The 18,806-nt window shown below is 70.1% G+C and carries 21 protein-coding genes and 1 pseudogene; 6 read left to right on the forward strand and 16 right to left on the reverse strand.

Annotated features, from left to right (window positions below):
* The first annotated feature begins 100 nt into the window (after positions 1-100).
* The gene (locus ACWEMY_RS09935; RefSeq protein ID WP_452389682.1) at positions 101-955 is read left to right on the forward strand and encodes a class I SAM-dependent methyltransferase; all 855 of its coding nucleotides are present in this window, start codon (positions 101-103) and stop codon (positions 953-955) included.
* Here the strand turns inward: ACWEMY_RS09935 and ACWEMY_RS09940 are convergent.
* The 4 genes from ACWEMY_RS09940 to ACWEMY_RS09955 all read right to left on the reverse strand — a co-directional run bounded on the left by ACWEMY_RS09940 (position 952) and on the right by ACWEMY_RS09955 (position 4,194).
* A complete protein-coding gene (locus ACWEMY_RS09940; protein ID WP_375938235.1) occupies positions 952-1,506 on the reverse strand; it encodes a hypothetical protein in 555 nt (184 codons plus the stop codon). The genes ACWEMY_RS09935 and ACWEMY_RS09940 overlap by 4 nt on opposite strands.
* A gap of 191 nt (positions 1,507-1,697) precedes the next feature.
* Positions 1,698-1,868, reverse strand: a complete 171-nt coding sequence (locus ACWEMY_RS09945; RefSeq protein ID WP_452389683.1) for a toxin-antitoxin system HicB family antitoxin — start codon at positions 1,866-1,868, stop codon at positions 1,698-1,700.
* Positions 1,869-1,875: 7 nt separating this feature from the next.
* Entirely contained in the window at positions 1,876-2,763 is an 888-nt protein-coding gene (locus ACWEMY_RS09950; RefSeq protein WP_452389684.1) for an SPFH domain-containing protein, read from the reverse strand.
* 78 nt (positions 2,764-2,841) lie between these two features.
* Complete coding sequence (locus tag ACWEMY_RS09955) at positions 2,842-4,194, reverse strand: FAD-binding oxidoreductase (RefSeq protein WP_452389685.1); 1,353 nt, start codon at positions 4,192-4,194, stop codon at positions 2,842-2,844.
* A gap of 70 nt (positions 4,195-4,264) precedes the next feature.
* On the opposite strand from ACWEMY_RS09955, the gene ACWEMY_RS09960 reads away from it, so the two are divergent.
* Complete coding sequence (locus tag ACWEMY_RS09960; protein WP_452389686.1) at positions 4,265-5,176, forward strand: LysR family transcriptional regulator; 912 nt, start codon at positions 4,265-4,267, stop codon at positions 5,174-5,176.
* 58 nt (positions 5,177-5,234) lie between these two features.
* Here ACWEMY_RS09960 and ACWEMY_RS09965 read toward each other — a convergent pair whose 3' ends face one another.
* Together ACWEMY_RS09965 and ACWEMY_RS09970 are read right to left on the reverse strand one after the other, a co-directional pair.
* Positions 5,235-5,591 carry a LysR substrate-binding domain-containing protein gene (locus ACWEMY_RS09965; protein ID WP_452389687.1) on the reverse strand — a complete coding sequence of 119 codons (357 nt, stop codon included), beginning with the start codon at positions 5,589-5,591 and terminating at the stop codon, positions 5,235-5,237.
* Between the two features lie 169 nt (positions 5,592-5,760).
* Positions 5,761-5,889: pseudogene (locus ACWEMY_RS09970) on the reverse strand (helix-turn-helix domain-containing protein); the annotation flags it as partial.
* Between the two features lie 95 nt (positions 5,890-5,984).
* Here ACWEMY_RS09970 and ACWEMY_RS09975 point away from each other — a divergent pair.
* Positions 5,985-6,827: an oxidoreductase gene (locus tag ACWEMY_RS09975; protein ID WP_452389688.1), complete on the forward strand. Its 843-nt coding sequence runs from the start codon at positions 5,985-5,987 to the stop codon at positions 6,825-6,827.
* 37 nt (positions 6,828-6,864) lie between these two features.
* Here ACWEMY_RS09975 and ACWEMY_RS09980 read toward each other — a convergent pair whose 3' ends face one another.
* Positions 6,865-7,311, reverse strand: coding sequence for an ABA4-like family protein (locus ACWEMY_RS09980; RefSeq protein ID WP_452389689.1), 447 nt, complete (start codon positions 7,309-7,311; stop codon positions 6,865-6,867).
* On the reverse strand, positions 7,308-8,246 hold the full coding sequence (locus ACWEMY_RS09985; RefSeq protein ID WP_452389690.1) for a hypothetical protein: 939 nt from the start codon (positions 8,244-8,246) through the stop codon (positions 7,308-7,310). Before ACWEMY_RS09985 ends, ACWEMY_RS09980 begins: the two co-directional genes overlap by 4 nt.
* Before the next feature lie 103 nt (positions 8,247-8,349).
* On the opposite strand from ACWEMY_RS09985, the gene ACWEMY_RS09990 reads away from it, so the two are divergent.
* Positions 8,350-8,988 carry a MerR family transcriptional regulator gene (locus tag ACWEMY_RS09990; RefSeq protein ID WP_452389691.1) on the forward strand — a complete coding sequence of 213 codons (639 nt, stop codon included), beginning with the start codon at positions 8,350-8,352 and terminating at the stop codon, positions 8,986-8,988.
* A 4-nt stretch (positions 8,989-8,992) separates the two neighbouring features.
* Here the strand turns inward: ACWEMY_RS09990 and ACWEMY_RS09995 are convergent, their stop codons facing one another.
* The 4 genes from ACWEMY_RS09995 to ACWEMY_RS10010 form a co-directional block, all read right to left on the reverse strand.
* Complete coding sequence (locus tag ACWEMY_RS09995) at positions 8,993-9,745, reverse strand: amino acid ABC transporter ATP-binding protein (protein WP_452389742.1); 753 nt, start codon at positions 9,743-9,745, stop codon at positions 8,993-8,995.
* A gap of 26 nt (positions 9,746-9,771) precedes the next feature.
* Complete coding sequence (locus ACWEMY_RS10000; RefSeq protein ID WP_375938202.1) at positions 9,772-10,680, reverse strand: amino acid ABC transporter permease; 909 nt, start codon at positions 10,678-10,680, stop codon at positions 9,772-9,774.
* A 1-nt stretch (position 10,681) separates the two neighbouring features.
* Positions 10,682-11,575, reverse strand: a complete 894-nt coding sequence (locus ACWEMY_RS10005; RefSeq protein ID WP_452389743.1) for an ABC transporter substrate-binding protein — start codon at positions 11,573-11,575, stop codon at positions 10,682-10,684.
* 138 nt (positions 11,576-11,713) lie between these two features.
* A complete protein-coding gene (locus ACWEMY_RS10010) occupies positions 11,714-12,793 on the reverse strand; it encodes an isocitrate/isopropylmalate dehydrogenase family protein (protein WP_375938199.1) in 1,080 nt (359 codons plus the stop codon).
* A 79-nt stretch (positions 12,794-12,872) separates the two neighbouring features.
* Here ACWEMY_RS10010 and ACWEMY_RS10015 point away from each other — a divergent pair, with 79 nt between their 5' ends.
* Both ACWEMY_RS10015 and trxA read left to right on the forward strand, forming a co-directional pair.
* On the forward strand, positions 12,873-13,385 hold the full coding sequence (locus tag ACWEMY_RS10015; RefSeq protein WP_452389692.1) for a 2'-5' RNA ligase family protein: 513 nt from the start codon (positions 12,873-12,875) through the stop codon (positions 13,383-13,385).
* Between the two features lie 49 nt (positions 13,386-13,434).
* Entirely contained in the window at positions 13,435-13,806 is a 372-nt protein-coding gene (gene trxA / locus ACWEMY_RS10020; RefSeq protein WP_452389693.1) for a thioredoxin, read from the forward strand.
* Positions 13,807-13,876: 70 nt separating this feature from the next.
* Here the strand turns inward: trxA and ACWEMY_RS10025 are convergent, their stop codons facing one another.
* The 4 genes from ACWEMY_RS10025 to polA form a co-directional block, all read right to left on the reverse strand.
* Positions 13,877-14,299: a 2-keto-3-deoxygluconate kinase gene (locus ACWEMY_RS10025; RefSeq protein WP_375938190.1), complete on the reverse strand. Its 423-nt coding sequence runs from the start codon at positions 14,297-14,299 to the stop codon at positions 13,877-13,879.
* A gap of 362 nt (positions 14,300-14,661) precedes the next feature.
* Positions 14,662-15,435, reverse strand: a complete 774-nt coding sequence (locus ACWEMY_RS10030) for an acyl-[acyl-carrier-protein] thioesterase (RefSeq protein ID WP_452389694.1) — start codon at positions 15,433-15,435, stop codon at positions 14,662-14,664.
* A 45-nt stretch (positions 15,436-15,480) separates the two neighbouring features.
* Entirely contained in the window at positions 15,481-15,909 is a 429-nt protein-coding gene (locus ACWEMY_RS10035; protein ID WP_452389695.1) for an SRPBCC domain-containing protein, read from the reverse strand.
* A gap of 96 nt (positions 15,910-16,005) precedes the next feature.
* Positions 16,006-18,738, reverse strand: coding sequence for a DNA polymerase I (polA, locus tag ACWEMY_RS10040; protein ID WP_452389696.1), 2,733 nt, complete (start codon positions 18,736-18,738; stop codon positions 16,006-16,008).
* Between the last annotated feature and the right edge of the window lie 68 nt (positions 18,739-18,806).

An 18,806-nucleotide genomic window follows, 5' to 3' on the forward strand; every position in this document is an offset into this window, starting at 1 on the left:
GCCTACAGGCCCCTCGAAAGACACTCGCGTGCCTCAGCGTACGCGACCCCCGCCGAGCCGGGCAAACCACCCCCCGCACCACGCCGATACCCTGTTCGGCGTGTCCGACGACGAACGCCACGCGCAGGCCAACGCGCTGCTGGGAACCACCGCGACCACCCGAACCAAGATCGGTTCCGCCGCCAGCGAACGCGCGAGCAGGCGCTGGTGGGACGCCGATGCCGACCAGTATCACCAGACCCACGCCGAGTTCCTCGGGGTCGACTCCCCCGGTGGGGAGTTCGTCTGGTGTCCCGAGGGCCTGCACGAGGGCGATATGCGTTTCCTCGGCGAGGTGCGGGGCAAGTCGGTGCTCGAGATCGGCTGCGGCTCGGCACCCTGTTCGCGCTGGCTGGCGGGCCAGGGCGCGCACCCGGTCGGGCTGGACCTGTCGATGGGCATGCTCGAGCGCGGGCTGGCCGCGATGGCGGCCGGCGGTCCGCGGGTGCCGCTGGTGCAGGCGGGCGCCGAGGCGCTGCCCTTCGCCGACGCGTCCTTCGATCTGGCCTGCTCGGCGTTCGGCGGGGTGCCGTTCGTGGCCGATTCGGCGCTGGTGATGCGCGAGGTCGCCCGGGTGTTGCGGCCAGGTGGGCGCTGGGTGTTCTCGGTGAACCATCCGATGCGCTGGATCTTCCCCGACGATCCGGGCGAGGAAGGTCTGGTCGCGCGGATCCCCTACTTCGACCGCACGCCCTATGTAGAGGTCGACGGCGACGGCGAACCCACCTATGTGGAGCACCACCGCACCCTCGGCGACCGCGTGCGCGAGATCGTCGGCGCCGGGCTGATCCTGCTCGACATCGTCGAACCGGACTGGCCCGAATGGCTCGACCGCGAGTGGGGCCAGTGGTCGCCGCTGCGCGGGGAGATCTTCCCCGGCACCGCCATCTTCGTCGCCGAGAAACCGGGCGCCTAGAACTCGGGCAGCGCCGCGAAGGACGGGTCGACCTGCACATTCGGCACGGTCTCGGCGATCCAGCGGCGGGCCCTGGTCAGCGCGTGGTCGGGGAAGACCGGGTCGAACCGGACGTCGTCGGACAGCAGATACGGCAGCTTGCCGCGCAGACCCGGCGCGTACGGATGCGGTGGGCACATCTCCGAGCGATGGACCTGCGCGCCGATCGCGGTCTCGCGCGCACCCGGCACCCCGGTTTCCGGGCAGATGATCTGGAACACCGCCGAGCACCGGTCCTTGGGCACCACGATCGACGCGGCGAACACGAGCGCGCCGCGCGGTCCCGGCAACTGGGTCTTCTCCACGCGCAGCAGCGCGGGCAACTGGTCCACCCACACCACGAACGCCTCGATCAGGCAGCCGGTGCGGGCATGGTGTTCGGCCAGCCGCTTGCGCAGCCGCCGCAGATCGTGCAGGCGCGCAGGCAGATCGGGCCTGCCGTTGACATAGGTCAACGCGACGACATCACGAGTGGCCGGATTCCCCCAGGTCGTGTTGTCCAACTGCTGCATTCCAGGAATGTCGAACGAGATGGGCACCGGAACAATTTACCGGCGCACGCGAGTTCGGTTGCCCCCGAATGCGCCCCGGCGGGTTGTTCAGGCACAAACACTCTCCTCGACCACCTCCGCGACCCGGAATTCGTGACCGATCACTATCGCGCGGCTGCGCGGAGTGCCCCGATCGGCGCGCGAGCCCGCCGTCAGTCGCGTCGGGGTTTGCGGCCGGCTTGGTCGAGGGCCAGGCGTAGGGCGTATTCGATCTGGGAGTTGACGCTGCGCAGGTCGTCGGCCGCCCACTTGGCGAGTGCCTCGTGGACGGCCGGATCGAGCCGCAGCAGGACCTTCTTGGGTTCCTTCTTCTGCGCGGTCATGGAGCCCTCAGGCGTAGAGGGATCCGGTGTTGACGACCGGCTGGGTGGCGCGGTCGCCGCAGAGCACGACCAGCAGGTTCGAGACCATGGCGGCCTTGCGTTCCTCGTCGAGTTCCACGGTGCCCGCTGCGGCGAGGCGGTCCAGGGCCAGGCCGACCATGCCCACCGCGCCCTCGACGATGTGGGTGCGGGCGGCGACGACCTGGGCGGCCTGCTGGCGCACCAGCATCGCCTGGGCGATCTCGGGCGCGTACGCCAGGTGGGTGATGCGCGCCTCGATGACCTCGATACCGGCGGTGAGCGTGCGTTCCCGCAGCTCGACGGTGAGTTCCTCGGCCACTTCGGCGCCGTCGCGCAGGCTGGTGCGGCTGTCGTCGTGGGCGTCGTAGGGGTGGGTGGTGGCCAGGTGCCGCACCGCCGCCTCCGACTGGGTCTCCACGTACTCCTCGTAGTCGTCGACCGCGAAGGCGGCCTTGAAGCTGTCGACCACCTTGTAGACGACGACCGCCGCGATCTCCACCGGGTTGCCGTCGGCGTCGTTGACCTTCAGCTTCTGGGTCTCGAAGTTGCGCACCCGCAGCGAGATGGACTTGCGGTCGGCCAGTGGCACCACCGAGAAGAACCCGGGCTCGCTGACCGAGCCGATGTAGCGGCCGAAGAAGGTGATCACCTTGGCCTCGTTGGGGTTGACGATGATCAGCCCGGTGGCCAGCAGCAGCACGACCACCGCCGCGAACACCGCGATCCCCGCGCCCGCCCACGCCAGGGCGCCACCGTCGTGCTGGGTGGCGGCGATGAAGGCGACGACGGCCGCCGCGCCGAAGGCCAGGGTGAACACCAGCCACCCCAGCAGCACGACGAACCCGTTGAGCCGGAATGCGGAGCGCAGTTCCATGACATCCTCCCGATATCTGAGTGATATCATCAAGATAGTAGATACCGCCCGGATCGGCAAGATCGGACATTCCGGATGTCAGGCCGGGGCGATATTGCGGTTGAAGCGGAACATGTTGCGCGGGTCGTGGATTCGCTTGAGCTCGGCCAGCCGGCGCAGCGTGGCCGGGGCGAAACCGGCTCCGGTCTGGGCGGCGTCGGCGGCCGCGCCCGCGCCGTAGAGGAAGTTCAGGCTGTGCCCGATCGTCCACGGCGCCAGGGCTTCCCGCACGAGGCCCAGCTCGGCGGGTTCGGCATCGCCGTCGGCGCCGGTGATCACCCGCACGACGTAGCCGGCGTCGCGATGGCCGATCGAGGCGCCGCCGTGACGCAGGGCGCCGCCGAGGTGGCGGATGTCGACGACGGCCTCCACCGGTCCCCCGGGTGCGGTGAGCGCGCGCAGGGCGGCCAGGCCCGCCGGGGTCAGTTCGGACAGCAGCGCGTTGGTGGCGGCGTAGGCGTGCGGGAAGTCGGGGTCGCTGTGGATCGTGTGCGATTCGGTGTACGGCAGGACGCGCAGGTCGTCGCGCAGCCGGTCACCGATCGCGCGCAGCGGCGCGACCAGCCGCTCGCCCTCCTCGGCGGTGCCGTGGAAGGCGATCCGGATCGAGGCGAGGTGCTTGCCGCGCAATGGTTCCGGCAGCGCCTGGATGTCGGGGTAGGTCAGCACGGCGACGGTGGAGGTGAGGGTGTCCGGCAGTGTCGCGGTCCACTGGCGCCAGGTCTCGAGGGCGGTGTCGACGAGTTCGGTGGGGAACACCAGCTGACCACCGTAGATCTCGGCGATCGGGACGAGATCGAGCTCCAGTCCGGTGACGACACCGAAGTTGCCGCCGGTGCCGAGGACGGCGTCGAAGAGTTCGTCGCCGGGGGTGAGGGTGCGCATGCGGCCGTCGGCGGTCACCAGGTCTATCGCGCGCACGTGGTCGGCGGCGTAACCGAATTCGCGCCCGAGCAGGCCCAGCCCGCCCCCGAGCACGTATCCGGCCACCCCGACCGACAGCGACGACCCGTTCAACGGTGCCAGCCCGTGCGCGGCCGCGGCCTCGACCAGCGCGCCCGCCCGCACTCCGGCCCCGATCCGCGCGGTGCGGGCGACGGGATCCACGGTGACGGCATCCATCCGCGTGGTGGTGATGAGCACTCCGGCGTCGGCGGCCACCGACAGGCCGTGCCCGGTGGCCTGCACCGCGACCGGAAGCCGGTGCCGCGCGGCGTATTCCACGGCGGCCCGGACGTCCTCGGCGGTGACCGCACCGACCACGAGAGCGGGACGATGGGTATAGGCGGTCTGGAAGCCCGCGACCTCTTCGGAGTATCCGGTGTCGCCGGGACGGAACACCGGTCCGGTGGTGTGGGGTGCGTCGACGGTCTGCGCTGCGTTCTCGGTCATGACTCCACCCTGCGCGCGGCCGATCGAGAAGTACAACAGATAGTTCTTCTTATTCCTATAATCGACTGTTATGGAATTGCGGCAGCTGCGGTACTTCGTGACCGTCGTCGACGAGGGCGGCTTCACCCGGGCGGCCGAGCGCCTGCACCTCACCCAGCCCGGGCTCAGCGCGCAGATCCGGCAGCTCGAACGCGAGCTCGGCCAGCGGCTGCTCGATCGCGGCGCGCGCACCGTCACCCCGACCGAGGTCGGCCTCGCGGTCCTCGACCACGCCCGGGCCGCGCTGGCCGCGACGGACCGGATCACCGCCACGGTGCAGGAGTTCACCGGGCTGCTGCGCGGACACGTCCGGCTGGGCGTCATCTCGGGGGCCGCCACCGAGGAATTCGACATCGCCCGCGTGCTCGCCGACTTCCACGAAGATCACCCGCGGGTCGGGATCAGCCTCACCGAGGACACTGCCGAGAACATGCTCGACGCCCTCGACCGCGATGACCTCGACATCGCCCTGGTCGGCCTCACCGGCGCACCACCGCGCTCCGGCATCGAGGTCGACGTCATCCTGGAGACCCCGCTGGTGGCCGCCGTCGCCCGGGACGCGCCCGGCCCCGCCGCGACCATCACCCTCGCCGAACTCGCCGACCGTCAGCTGAGCTGCCTGCCGCGCGGCACCGGCCTGCGCGGCGTCTTCGAACGCACTTGCGCCGCAGCGGGTTTCACCCCGAATGTGGCCTTCGAAGCCGCCGCTCCCCCACTGCTGCTGCGCCTGGCGGCGAGCGGTCTGGGCACCGCCGTGGTCCCCGCGCTCGGTGACGCCGTCCCCGCCGACATCCGCGTCCTCACCATCGTCGAGCCCCGGATCACCGGCCGCCTCGCCCTCGCCTGGCGCGCCGACCGATCGGGCCGCCCGGCCGCGAATGTCCTTCTCGGGCAACTTCGTATCGCACTCGGCGGCCACCCGCGGCGGTCCGCTACGCCCTGACGTCGACGCGCGATCCGATCCAGAAGCCTCGGCAGCTCCGACGCCGTACTCATGCGATTCACCCGGCCCGCACCGCGTTCGTCGCCAGCGCGCAGGCCTGGACCATGCTCGACACCTCCGCGCCGATGACCGGCGGGCGCCCGCCACGCTCGTCGACCGCCAGCCAGTAGTCGCGCAGCGCACCGGCCGACTCGGGCAGGGCGAGGAACGGCTCGTCGAGCAGATCGGCGAAATCGATCCGCGCGTGCCCGGCGAGCCGATGCTCCGCGGGCAGCGCGACCAGCCGCGGTTCGGTGGCCACCACCAGCAGGCCGTAGCGCTCGGGGTCGGCCAGCGGGAGCCAGACGAAGGCCACATCGGTGGTGGCGTCGGCCAGCCCGGCGGTGGGGTCCTCCCAGCCGACCTGGCGCAGCACCGGTTTCGCCGCGGGAAAGGCGGCGGTGAACCGGGAGCACCGCCGCCACCTCCGCCTCGGCCACGGACCACGCGTCGAGCATCCGGCGCGCGTGCGGCACCAGCGCCGCGCCGACCGGAGTGAGCGCCACCGACCGGGTGTCGCGGGTGAACAGCGCCGCGCCGAGCTGGTTCTCGAGCTTGCGGATCTGCTTGCTCAGCGCGGGCTGGGAGACATAGAGACTCTCCGCCGCCGCGGTGAAGTTCAGCCGCTCGGCGACCGCGACGAAGTAGCGCAGGTCGCGCCCGTGTACATCCATAACTCTTGGTTATCACAGCGGGTCTTGGACAGCGCGTCGGCACCGCGGGCAGCATCAGTGGGGCACCGGAACAGCAACCGACAGAGGAGAATCCGATGAAGACACCGAAGATCTGGCTGATCACCGGCGCGAGCAGCGGCTTCGGCCGCGCCCTCACGCAGGCGGCGATCGACGCGGGCGACACGGTGGTCGCGGTCGCCCGGCGCACCGCCGCCCTCGACGACCTGGTCGCCGCGCACCCCGACCGGATCGAGACAATCGCCCTCGATGTCACCGACACCACCCGCGTCGACGCCGTGGTCGGCGATATCGTCGCCCGGCACGGCCGCATCGACGTGCTGGTCAACAATGCCGGACGCACCCATGTCGGTGCGGTCGAGGAGACCACTGATGCCGAGCTGCGCGACCTGTTCGACCTGCACGTCTTCGGACCGGCCGCCCTCACCCGCGCCGTGCTGCCGCACATGCGTGCCCGGCGCGCCGGCGCGATCGTGCAGATGAGCAGTGTCGGCGGGCAGCTGTCCTTCGCCGGATTCGGGGCCTACAGCGCCACGAAGTTCGCACTCGAGGGCATGTCGGAGGCGCTGGCCGCCGAGGTGGAGCCCTACGGCATCACGGTGCTGATCGTCGAGCCGGGTGCCTTCCGGACCGGCCTGTTCGGTCCCGGCGCGGCCGCCTTCAGCACCGATTCCGGCCGCTACACCGACACGGTCGGCGCGACCCGGACCATGGTGTCCGGCGGCGACGGCACCCAGGCGGGCGACCCGGCCAAGGCCGCCGCGGCGATCCGGGCGGCCCTGGCCGCGGAGAAGGCGCCGCTGCGCCTGCCGCTGGGCGCCGACGCGGTGGACGCGGTCCTCGGACATCTCGACGCGGTGCGTGGCGACGTCACCACCTGGGAGACGGTCTCGCGCGCCACCGCCGTCGACGAGCACTGACCGCGCGGGTGCCGCGACCCCACAACGCGGCAGCCGCTCATTGCACCGTCGCGACTTCCCGGTCCCTGGACCCGCGCCCGGCGACCTCCCGCAGCACCAGATAGGCCGGGAACACCAAGGGCGACAACAGAATCGTCCCCACCAGTACCGGACCCATCAGCCACGGCGAGATCTCCCGCTCCCGGCTGTCGAGGTAGATCCATCGCCCGAGGAACAGGTCCCACGCGAGGATCTGCGCCCACAGTGCCGTGAGGACGGCGGGGTCGGCGGCGGCGTCGGTGATGGCGGCCAGCGACGGTGACGTCACCAGCGCCCAGAGCGGGCCGAGGACCGGGACGGCGACGATCGCCCAGATCGCCAAGGGCGCCAGCACGATCCATGGTGAGCCGATGATCGTGCGGGTCCATCGCCAGGCCGGGGCGAAGATCATCAGCGCCCAGAACGGGACGGTGACGTAGAACGACAGGTCGAACAGGGTGCTCACGCGATCGCCACCTTCCGGGTACCGATCGCGCTCGCGACCGAGAACCCCACGCCTACGACAACTCCGAGACCGATGACGGCGGCCGCCCCCAGGGTGGCCTCATCGGGATGGATCAACGGCTGCCCCCGCAGCGCCTGCCAGGTGAGCAGCGCCAGCGTCGCGGCGTACGCGGCCGAGGCGGTGAGCACCAGGCCGAGCCGCACCCGCGGGGACCGCAGGATCGGCAGCCGGACCGCCGCGACCACCAGCACCGCGGCGAACAGCGGCAGCACCTGCAGGGCGTGCATACCGAAGAAGTGCGGGATGCGCAGATCGCCGTCGGTGGTGCTCCAGCCGGTCAGCGGCATGCCGGGGGTGCCGTCGGGGGCGCCGACGGTGTGCGCGCCGACGATCCCGTCCACCCCGGATGCGCGGCCGGGCATGAGATTGCCCAGCGCCAGGCCGGCCAGCGTGACGGCCAGCCCCAGCCGGATCGACCAGGTGATCGCCGCGTCGCCGATCGGTGTCACCCACAGCCGGGCGGCGACCACCATGGTGGCCAGGAAGAGCACGAGAATGGTGACGCCCATGGTGATCCACAGGACGCCGTCGAGGACGGTGGTCATGTTGTAGTGGCTGCGGGTGCCGCGCACGACCTGGCCGAAGATGATCAGCTGCTCGATCGTGCCCGCGACGACGATCACCGTCGCCATCGCGCCGACGAGCCGGGAAGCCTTGGGCCGCAGCGAGATCAGCCAGGCCAGCGCGAGGCTGTAGAGCACGAACGACAGCGCGAACTTGGCGGGTTTGAACCACGCGGCCGCGCCGGTGATCACCCGGTCGTCGACCAGCACGCCGATCACCGCCACGACGGCGAGTACGGCATTGGCGGCGGCGAAATACAGCAGGGGACGATGCAGCGGGGCCCGGCGGCGGGGCAGTGCGTCCGGAATCATGACGATCTCCCAGTGATAGATAGTTCTACTATCCGTTATGGATAGTTAGACTATCCACATGCCGGGCCGTCGGCAAGGGGCGCGAGCGAAAACGGAGGTAGCGGTGCGGATCTCGGAGTTGAGTGAGCGCAGCGGCATCGCGGTGCCGACGATCAAGTACTACCTGCGCGAGGGGCTGCTGCCCGCGGGCACGCGTACCGGCCCGAACCAGGCCAGTTACGGCGAGGAACACCTGCGCAGGCTGCGGCTGATCCGGGCGCTGATCGAGGTCGGCGGGCTGCCGGTGTCGACGGTGGGCGAGGTGCTCGCCGCCGTCGACTCCCCCGACCTGCCGCTGTTCAGCCTGCTCGGCGTGGTGCAGGGCAGCCTGTCCACGCCCGCGCCGAGCGCCCCCGACAACGAATGGGAACGCGCCGCCGCGACCGTGCGGGCGGAGATGGACCGGCGCGGCTGGGACATGAAACCCAGCTCGGAGGCGATCGACACGCTCACCTCGGTCCTGGTGCGCCTGGCCCAGCTCGGCTACGGGGACTGGGGTGCCACCGCCCTGCCCAGCTATTTCGACGGCGCGCGGGTGATCGCGGACAACGATGTCGCGACCGCGGTGGCCGCGGGCGGGCGCGACGACATCGTCGACGCGGTGGTGGTGCTCACGGTGCTCGGTGACACCGCGCTGGCCGCCATCCGCCGCATCGCCCAGGCCCAGGTGTCGCTGGAACGCCTGACGCCCGGCGCGGACTGACCCGTCAGAGCAGCCGCGACAGGAACGTCTTGGTGCGCTCCTGCTGCGGGTTCGCCAGCAGCTCGCGCGGCGGACCCGATTCCACGACCACCCCGCCGTCCATGAGCACCAGCTCGTCTGCGACCTCGCGGGCGAAGCCCATCTCGTGGGTCACCACCAGCATGGTCATGCCGGAATCGGCCAGCTCGCGCATGACGGTGAGCACCTCACCGACCAGTTCCGGGTCCAGCGCCGAGGTCGGCTCGTCGAACAGCATGAGCTTGGGGTCCATGGCCAGCGCCCGCGCGATCGCCACCCGCTGCTGCTGACCGCCCGAGAGCTGCGCCGGATAGGCATTGCGCTTGGCGGCCAGGCCGACCCGGTCCAGCAGCTCCTCGGCCCGGGTGACGGCCTCGGCCTTGCGGATGCCGCGCACCTGGGTGGGCGCCTCGATCACGTTCTCCAGCGCCGTGCGGTGCGGGAACAGATTGAAATGCTGGAACACCATGCCGATGTCGCGGCGCTGCCGGGCGGCGTCGCGCGGATGCATCTCGTAGAGCTTGCCGTTCTTCTCCCGGTAGCCGACGAGCTCGCCGTCGACATAGAGCCTGCCCGCGTTCACCTGCTCGAGGTGGTTGATGCAGCGCAGGAACGTCGACTTGCCCGAACCCGAGGGCCCGACCAGGCACAGCACCTTGCCGCGCCGCACCTCGAGCGAGACACCGCGCAGCACCTTCAGCGCGCCGAAGTTCTTGCAGACCCGGTCGGCCAGCACCATGGGCGGGGTGGTCACTGCTGATTCGGTCATTTCGCCTTCACCGCCGCCTGTGCCGTGGCCAGTTCGGCGAGCTGCTTGGCCGTCAGCTGCCGGGTGGCTCCCCGTGAGAAGTGCCGTTCCAGGTAGTACTGCCCGACCATGAGGACGCTGGTGATCGCCAGGTACCAGGTGGCACAGACCAGCAGCAGCGGGATCGGCTGGAAGTTGACGCCGTAGATGTCGCGGGCGCGGCCGAACAGGTCGGTGCTCAGCGGAATCGCGGTGACCAGCGAGGTGGTCTTGAGCATGCCGATCAGCTCGTTGCCGGTGGGCGGGATGATCACCCGCATGGCCTGCGGCAGCACCGTGCGACGCATGGTCTGGGTCCACGACATGCCCAGCGCCACCGAGGCCTCGCGCTGGCCCTCGCCGACGGAATTGATGCCGGCGCGCACGATCTCGGCCATGTAGGCGGCCTCGTTGAGACCGAGGCCGATCACCGCGAACAGGAACGCCGCCTGTAGCTGCTGCACATCGAGGTGGAAGAACTGCGGCCCGAACGGCACACCGAGGTCGATCTGCCGGTAGAGCGAGGGCACCAGCCCCCAGAACACCAGCTGCACGAACACCGGGGTGCCGCGGAAGATCCACAGATACACCCACGCCGTGGTGCGCAGCACCGGATTCGGCGACAGGCGCATCACCGCGAGCACGGTGCCGAGGGCCACCGCGATGGCCATGGCCAGCACCGTCAGCTCCAGGGTGACGATGGCGCCCTGGGTGATCCGGTAGTCGAACAGGTACCGGCCGTAGGTGTCCCAGCGGTAGGCGGGATTGGTCGCCGCGCCGTAGACGAAAAGACCGACCAGGATCAGGATGACGGCCGCGGCGATCCAGCGGCCGGGCCTGCGCAGCGGGACGGCCTTGATGACTTCGGGGGTGTCGTCGTCGCTCATGTCAGCTCACAGCCCCGTTGATCACCGAGGTGGTGATCCGTCCGTCCTGCACACCCCAGTTGGCGGTGATCTCGGCGTACTTCCCGGTGTCGATCAGGTGCTGGAGTGCCTTCTGCAAGGACACCGCCAGCGGCGAGGACTTCTGCACCGCCCAGCCGTAGGGCGCGGACTCGAAGATCGGGCCCGCCGCCTCGAGCTGGCCGTCGGTCTGCCTGATCGCGTACGCCGTCACCGGGGAGTCCGCGGACATGGCGTCGACCTGGCCGAGAACCAGCGCGTTGGTGGCCGCGCTCTGCTCGTCGAAGGCTTTCATATCGATCGGGTCCTTACCCTCGGCGACACATTTCGCGCTCTTGGCGGGTACTTCCTCGGTGTGTTCGACGGTGGTCGCCTGCACGGCGACTTTCTTGCCGCACGCGTTCTCGGGGTCGATGTCCTTACCTGTGCGCTGCGCCCATTGGACCCCGGCGGAGAAATAGGTCGTGAAATCGACCTGTTTCTCGCGTTCGCGCGAATCGGTGATCGACGACATGCCGACGTCATAGGTGCCTGCCTGAATCGCGGGAATGATCTTCTCGAACGCCGACTCGACATAATCGGCGCGCAGGCCGAGCGTGGCGGCCACCGCGTCGAACAGGTCGACATCGAAGCCGACGATATTGCCGCTGGCGTCGCGATACTCGTTCGGCTGATACGGCACATTGACGCCGACGACGATCTTTCCGGCCTGCCGAATCCGCTCCGGCACGGTCGCGGCCAGTTCGTCGACCCGTTCGACCCGCACTTTGGCCACATCGGCGGTGTCGCCCTCGGTATTGTGCACGCACCCGGCCGATACCAGCACGATGCCGGCGACGACACCGATCGTGCGCGCGGCGCGGCGAGCGAGAATCATTCGACCTGCCACAGGGCCTCCACCATTCGCCTCGGCGCCGCCGGACGTGTCAGCGCCTGATTGGCAATGTAGGCGAACCGGACACAGCGTGGTGCGACAGTAACCGAAGATTCATCAGCGAATGTGGAAGACGCCTTTTCACCTCCGGTGCACGCGCGCGGCGACCTGCTCGGTGAATTCGCTCGTCGAGGCCAGACCACCGAGATCGGCGGTGGCCACTCCCGCCGCCAGGGTCGCCGCCACCGCGTGACCGATCCGGTCGGCCGCGTCGTGCAGCAGACCGTTGTCGTCGCGAACGGCCAACCAGCGCAACAACATCGCCGCCGACAATTGCAGCGCCGCCGGATTCGCGCGATTGTGCCCGGCCAGACCGGGGGCCGCGCCGTGCACCGCCTGGGCCATCGCCTTGGTGTCGGAGCAATTGAGCGAGGGGGCCATGCCGAGTGAGCCGCTGAGCTCACCCGCGAGGTCGGAGAGGATGTCACCGAAGAGGTTCTCGGTGACAATCACGTCGTAGTCGCCGGGCGAACGGACCAGATGCGCGGCCATCGCGTCGACGTGCGCGTCGTCGACCCGCACGTCCGGGTACTGCGCGGCCACCTCGAAGCACACATCGCGGAACAGGCCGGTCGTCATCGGCAGCACATTCGCCTTGTGCACCACCGTCACCCGCCCGCGCCTGCCCTGGGCCAGCCGCAGCGCCTGGTGCGCGATCCGCTCGCACGCCTGCCGGGTGATCACCGCGACGGCCATGGCCACGTCCTCGGTCGGGCGGAACTCCCCCGACCCGGCGAACATGTTGCGGTCGGCGTAGAAGCCCTCGCTGTTCTCCCGCACGATCACCAGGTCGATGCCGGGCGCGGTGGCCCGCACGCCGGCGAAGGCCATCGCGGGCCGGATATTGGCGTAGAGGCCCAGGCGCTTGCGGATCGCCCCGCCGGGCGCCACCCGCATCTCGGCCGGGTAGGAGGCGTTGTCATGCGGACCGAGGATCCAGGCGTCGAGCCCGGCCAGGGCGTCGAGGGTCTGTTCGGGCAGCGGATCGCCGTGGGCGGCGATGGCGGCGTGACCGATCAGCAGGGGCACCCAGGTCACCGGGTCAAGGCCCGCCGCGGCGACGGCCTCGTCGACCACCGTCCGCGTCGCGGCCACCACCTCGGGGCCGATGCCGTCACCGTCGATCACACCGAGCCGCGGACTCGTCTTCGCACCGTTCACCCCCTCATCCTCGCGCGTGCGCGTCGCGGTGCGCGCGAGCGCCCCACCCGGACACGCCGCGGCGACTAGGTTGGCGGGCATGGTGCAGTCGGTGGAGTTGCTGCTGGACGAGCGGGGCGAGGCGGAGATCCGCAGGCAGTGGGCGGTGCTGGCCGAGGCGGGCATCGGCAGTCCGCGCGGCGCCACCCATCGCCCGCACATCACCGTCGCGGTGGCCCGCGAGATCTGGCCGCGCATCGACCACGCGCTCGAGCGCACGGACTTCGCCCCGCTGCCGGTCCGGCTGGGCGGGGTGCTGGTGTTCGGGGCGCGCAGGCCGATCCTGGTGCGGGCGGTGGTCGTCACCGAGGAACTGCTGGCCCTGCAGCGCCGGGTCGCCGAACTGGTCGCGCCGTGCCCCGGCATTCCGTCCACTGTGGCACCCGGTGCCTGGACCCCGCATGTGACCCTGGCTCGCCGGGTACCGCCGGAGCGGCTCGGTGACGCCGTGCGCGCGGTGGCGGCCGACAACGATTTTTCCGCCGTTGTGGTGGGGATTCGCCGCTGGGACGGCGACACACGGCAGGAGCGGCTCGTGGCCGGGGGAAGATAGTGAAAGACCCCGGCGTTACAGCCGGGGACACCGACAAGGAGAGGACGTCATGGCCACCCAGACGCTGACCCAGCAGAACTTCGACGAAGTGATCACCGGAAACGACGTGGTACTCGTCGATTTCTGGGCTTCCTGGTGCGGTCCGTGCCGCAGCTTCGCCCCCACCTTCGAGTCCTCCTCGGACAAGCACCCCGACGTGGTGCACGGCAAGGTCGACACCGAGGCCGAGCAGGGGCTCGCCGCGGCCGCCAACATCCAGTCGATCCCGACCATCATGGCCTTCCGCGAGGGCGTGCTGGTGTTCGCCCAGCCGGGCGCGCTGCCGCCCGCGGCGCTGGAGGACCTGGTGACCCAGGTCAAGGGCCTGGACATGGACGAGGTGCGCAAGCAGATCGCCGAGCAGGCGCCCGCCGCCGAATAGGCGCGAAACGTCAAGGGCCCGTTCACCTCCGGTGAGGTGAACGGGCCCTTTCGGCGTGTGCCGGGGCGGATCAGCCCGCGAGCTTGCCGACGCAGGCGATCATGGCGCGCACGGTCGACTCGGCGCCACCGGCGGCCATGGCCGCGGCCCAGCCGCGCCTGCCGTCGAGATCGCACCGCACGAACGTGGCGATGCCCTCGGCGGTGGGCCGCTGGTGGAACTGCAGGATCTCGAGGGGGTAGCCCTCGTCGTAGAGCGCGGAGGTCATGGCCGCGACCGGGCTACCGGTGGCCAGGACGGTCCGCAGGTGGTCGGCGAATTCCAGGGTGGCGGTGAAATCCGTTCCGGAACAAGTCCATTCGCCGAGCGTGATCGGACCCTCGAACCGGGTGTACCGGTCGAGGAACTCGGCGGGGGTGAGGTCGGTGAGTTCGGCACGCAGCCCGCGGGGGGCGGCGTCGAACAGGGCATGGTCCAGTGTCAGCAGTGTCATTGCAGGTGAGGTCTTCCCGAAGATGGTCTTCGTTGGCAGGTGGGACCAGCAGAACAATGAAAATCAGCCCGCAGCGAGGGGGCTGGTCCGAATCAGACCCCGCTACGGCGGGTTACTACGAGAAGAATCTGCCGGGTGGCTGCCTGCGCGGTCTGCGCAGCAGCGGCCGCGCGGTCGCGGTCAGCGACAAGCAGCGCGGCAAAGCGGTCGGCGGGATTCGGCACGTTGTCGAGAATAGGGCGATCGTCGTGAAACCGCAACCTACTTTCGACCCCGCCGTGTCTACCGGTGAGTACCGTCACCGCAGCTCAGATCGGTGGTTCCGGTCACCGTCGGGAGTGCGCTACTCCCGGACGCACGGATCAGTGCGCCGGTCCCCCGGCCAGCGGTTCCACCGAGGCCAGTGCCCGCGCGGAACCGTCCACCTCGAGCTGGATGCGCAGGGCGCCGGGCTGCGCGCTGGTGCGCAGCACCACCTTGTCGCCGATCATCACCGGTCCGGCGTGTTCGACGATCGCCCGGTAGGGCAGCCGGTGGCGGTCCGGGTGCGCGGCGAGGGCCTCCTCGACCGCCTCCCAGTACACCGCGTTGTTGACGTGCCCGAGCCGGTCCACGTCGGCGACCCGCAGCGGGAACGGCGCGGCCTCCACCTCGGGCTCGTCGAGTTCGGTGAGCGCCGCCCGCCAGCGCAGCCGGTGCTCGGTGGTGCTGGCCAGCATCGGTGCCATGAAGGCGTCGCTCATGCGCGCGGGCCTGCCCGCCACCGGATCGATGTGGATCAGGAAGGCCGCGGCCTCGATGTGTCCGCCGCGCTCGCCGCGCAGCTGGATGCGCATATCGCACCACCGGTTCGACAGCGCGTCGGCCCAGCGGCGCAGCCGCACGCGGTCGCCGAACATGATCGGTGCGTAGACGTCGATGACGGTGCGCCGCACGATCCACGCCTGATGGGTGTCGCCGTCCTCGACGGCGTCGAGGTGATCGAACCCGATGTCCTGCAGATAGCGCGCCACCGCGTCGAGGCGCAGCCGGTCGTCGCCGTCGGTGTCGCCCAGGCGCACCGGCCACGCGGCCGCGAAGGCCTGGTCGATATCCGGGCAGGCGGGCAGCGGGGTCGCGATGACATCGGCGGGCACCCTCCGATGCTGCCACACCCCGGGCACGACGGCGCGGCGGTGCGATCAGGCGCGTTCAGCGGCGGCCTTGATCCCGGCCACGTGGGACTCCCACATCCCCTGCGCGTGCGCGGCCTCTTCCTCGGACGCGTTGTTGTCCTGGCTCAGCGTCAGGTGTGTCGAGGTGTCGTCGCCGGTGAGCAGATAGCCGAGCGTGTGATAGTTCTCCGGCGCGTCCGGTTGCCCGCCGAGCGGGCTGTAATGCGTCATCGTGAGCAACCGCCCCGGCTCCACGGCGAGGATCTCGCCCCGGTCGGTGTACGGCTTGCCCTCGTACTCGCCCTTCCAGACGATCGGGCTCCCGGGCCGCCAGTCGGTCTCCACCTCGGCCCCGAACATGAACTCCCGAATCGCCACCGGGTCGGTCAGTACCGCCCAGACCCGCTGCGGCGAAGCATCGATCTCGACCTCGGCGGTCGCCACGAACCCGGCCATCATCGGCTCCTTCCGGTCACCCCTCGTCCACGGTACGACCGCGCCGCCCGGCCGGCTTGGACAAAGGCGCCACGCTGCGGCCGGGGCGGATGCGCATCAATGGGCCGCCGCGTCCCAGCTGTGGCCCGTGCCGACCGAGACGGTGAGCGGGACCGAGAGTTCGATGGCCGAGGACATCTGGTCGCGGGCCAGGGCCTCGAGGGCGTCGCGTTCGCCGTCGGCGACCTCGAAGACGAGTTCGTCGTGGATCTGCAGGAGCATGCGCGAGCGCAGGCCAGCGTCGGTGATCGCGTTCTGCACATTGATCATCGCGACCTTGATGATGTCGGCGGCGGTGCCCTGGATGGGCGCGTTGAGGGCCATGCGTTCGGCGGCCTCGCGGCGCTGGCGGTTGCTGGAGTCCAGGTCGGGCAGGTAGCGGCGGCGGCCGAACAGGGTCTGGGTGTAGCCGACCTTGCGGGCCTCGTCGACGACGTCGGACAGGTAGTCGCGGATGCCACCGAAGCGGTCGAAGTAGACGTCCATCTGCTCCTTGGCCTCGGCGGTGCTGATCTTGAGCTGGGCGGACAGGCCGTAGGAGCTCAGGCCGTAGGCCAGGCCGTAGGACATGGCCTTGATCCGGCGGCGCAGCTCCGGGCTCACCTCGTGCAGCGGGATGTCGAACGCCTTGGAGGCGACGAAGGTGTGCAGGTCCTCGCCGGAGTTGAACGCCTCGATCAGGCCCTCGTCGCCGGACAGGTGCGCCATGATCCGCATCTCGATCTGGCTGTAGTCCGCGGTCATCAGCTCGGCGAAGCCGGGGCCGACGACGAAGGTGTCGCGGATCTGGCGGCCGGTGTCGGTGCGGATGGGGATGTTCTGCAGGTTCGGCTCGGTGGAGGAGAGCCTGCCGGTGGCGGCGATGGTCTGGTTGAACGTGGTGTGGATGCGGCCGTCGTCGGCGACCGACTTGAGCAGGCCGTCCACGGTGACCTTGAGCCGGGTCGCGTCGCGGTGGGCCAGCAGGTGTTCGAGGAAGGCGTGGCCGGTCTTCTCGAACAGCGATTCCAGCGCGTCGGCGTCGGTGGTGTAGCCGGTCTTGGTGCGCTTGGTCTTGGGCATGTCGAGCTCGTCGAACAGCACCACCTGCAGCTGCTTGGGCGAGCCGAGGTTGATCTGCTTGCCGATCACCTCGTAGGCAGCGTTGGCGGCCTCGGTGACCCGGTCGGCGAACTGGCGCTGCAGCGATTCCAGCTGGGCCACGTCGACGGCGATGCCCGCGTCCTCCAGCGTGCCCAGCACGCCGAGCAGCGGCAGTTCCATCTCGTGCAGCAGTGCGGTCGACTCGATCTGCTCCAGTTCGGAGTCGAGCGCGTCGGCCAGGTCGGCGACGGCGCGGGCACGCAGCATCTCGTCGCGGGCGAGGTCGGCGGCGACGGTGTCCTCGTCGTCGAGCAGGGAGAGCTGGCCGTCGTCGCCGGTCTCGGCACGCAGTTCACGCTTGAGGTAGCGCAGCGAGAGGTCGTCGAGGTTGAAGCTGCGCTGGCCGGGGCGCACCAGATAGGCCGACAGGGCGGTGTCGCTGGTGAGCCCGGCCAGGGTGAAGCCGCGCCCGCGCAGGGCGTGCTCGGCGGCCTTGGCCTCGTGCAGGGCCTTGGGCACCTCCGGGTCGCCCAGCCAGATGCCCAGGGCGGCCTCGTCCTCGGGCGTCAGGGTGGTGAGATCGAGGTAGCCGCCCTCACCGTCGGCGGCGGCCAGGGCGAGCGCGCGGGCGTCACCGTGTACCGGCGTGCCGGTGCCGACCGCCGAGAGCCCGTGGCGCACACCGGGTTTCGCGTGTTCGGCCAGCCAGTCGCCGACCGTGCCCGGTTCCACGATGGCGCCGCTGATCTCGAAACCGGACTCGGCTTCGGGTTCGGCCGAACCGAGGGTGTCGAAGAGGCGGTCGCGCAGGACGCGGAATTCCAGGTCGTCGAAGAGCTGGTGGATCTTCTCGCGGTCCCACGGGGCCTGCGCGAGCTGGTCGGGGGTATAGGGCAGCGGGACCTCGCGCACCATCTCGGTGAGCTGGCGGTTGAGCACGACACTGGAGAGATTGGCGCGTAAGGCGTCGCCGACCTTGCCCTTCACCTGGTCGACACGGTCGACCAGGGTGGCCAGGTCGCCGTACTCGCGGATCCACTTGGCGGCGGTCTTCTCGCCGACGCCGGGGATACCGGGCAGATTGTCGCTCGGGTCGCCGCGCAGGGCCGCGTAGTCGGGGTACTGGGCCGGGGTGAGACCGTATTTGGTCTCGACCTCGGCGGGGGTGAAGCGGGTGAGATCGGAGACGCCCTTGCGCGGGTAGAGCACGGTGACGTCGTCGTTGACCAGCTGGATGGCGTCGCGGTCGCCGGTGACGATGAACACCCGGTACCCCTGGGCGGTGGCCTGGGTGGTGAGGGTGGCGATCACGTCGTCGGCCTCGTAGCCGTCGATCGCCATGACCGGGATGCCGAGCGCGCCGAGCACGTCCTTGGTGAGTTCGACCTGGCCGCGGAACTCGTCCGGGGTGGCGCTGCGGTTGGCCTTGTACTCGGGGTACGCCTCGGTGCGGAAGGTCTTGCGCGACACATCGAAGGCCGCGGCCACATGCGTGGGCTTCTCGTCGCGCAGCAGGTTGATCAGCATCGAGGTGAACCCGTACACCGCGTTGGTGGTCTGCCCGGTGACGGTCTTGAAGTTCTCCGCCGGTAGCGCGAAGAACGCGCGGTAGGCGATCGAATGCCCGTCCAGGAGCAGCAGCGTCGGCCGCTCACCCCCGTCGGCGGTGGTCGTTGTCGATGCCTGAGCAGTCGTCGGTGAACTCACCCGCATGAGTGTAGGGACACGGTGTGACATCGACGCCCTCGCCGCGGGTGTTGCCCCGGAAAACCGGA

This window comes from Nocardia sp. NPDC004415 (genome assembly GCF_053602435.1).

Coding starts and splice junctions, on each gene's coding strand:
- ACWEMY_RS10005 (WP_452389743.1), bottom strand. CDS start 11,575: ATGATTCTCGCTCGCCGCGCCGCGCGCACGATCGGTGTCGTCGCCGGC.
- ACWEMY_RS10035 (WP_452389695.1), bottom strand. CDS start 15,909: ATGGCCGGGTTCGTGGCGACCGCCGAGGTCGAGATCGATGCTTCGCCG.
- ACWEMY_RS09995 (WP_452389742.1), bottom strand. CDS start 9,745: ATGGTGCTGGCCGACCGGGTCTGCAAGAACTTCGGCGCGCTGAAGGTG.
- ACWEMY_RS09985 (WP_452389690.1), bottom strand. CDS start 8,246: ATGATTCCGGACGCACTGCCCCGCCGCCGGGCCCCGCTGCATCGTCCC.
- ACWEMY_RS09940 (WP_375938235.1), bottom strand. CDS start 1,506: ATGCAGCAGTTGGACAACACGACCTGGGGGAATCCGGCCACTCGTGAT.
- ACWEMY_RS10015 (WP_452389692.1), top strand. CDS start 12,873: ATGGTGCAGTCGGTGGAGTTGCTGCTGGACGAGCGGGGCGAGGCGGAG.
- ACWEMY_RS09950 (WP_452389684.1), bottom strand. CDS start 2,763: ATGGAACTGCGCTCCGCATTCCGGCTCAACGGGTTCGTCGTGCTGCTG.
- ACWEMY_RS09960 (WP_452389686.1), top strand. CDS start 4,265: ATGGAATTGCGGCAGCTGCGGTACTTCGTGACCGTCGTCGACGAGGGC.
- ACWEMY_RS09975 (WP_452389688.1), top strand. CDS start 5,985: ATGAAGACACCGAAGATCTGGCTGATCACCGGCGCGAGCAGCGGCTTC.
- ACWEMY_RS10000 (WP_375938202.1), bottom strand. CDS start 10,680: ATGAGCGACGACGACACCCCCGAAGTCATCAAGGCCGTCCCGCTGCGC.
- ACWEMY_RS09955 (WP_452389685.1), bottom strand. CDS start 4,194: ATGACCGAGAACGCAGCGCAGACCGTCGACGCACCCCACACCACCGGA.
- ACWEMY_RS09945 (WP_452389683.1), bottom strand. CDS start 1,868: ATGACCGCGCAGAAGAAGGAACCCAAGAAGGTCCTGCTGCGGCTCGAT.
- trxA (WP_452389693.1), top strand. CDS start 13,435: ATGGCCACCCAGACGCTGACCCAGCAGAACTTCGACGAAGTGATCACC.
- ACWEMY_RS10025 (WP_375938190.1), bottom strand. CDS start 14,299: ATGACACTGCTGACACTGGACCATGCCCTGTTCGACGCCGCCCCCCGC.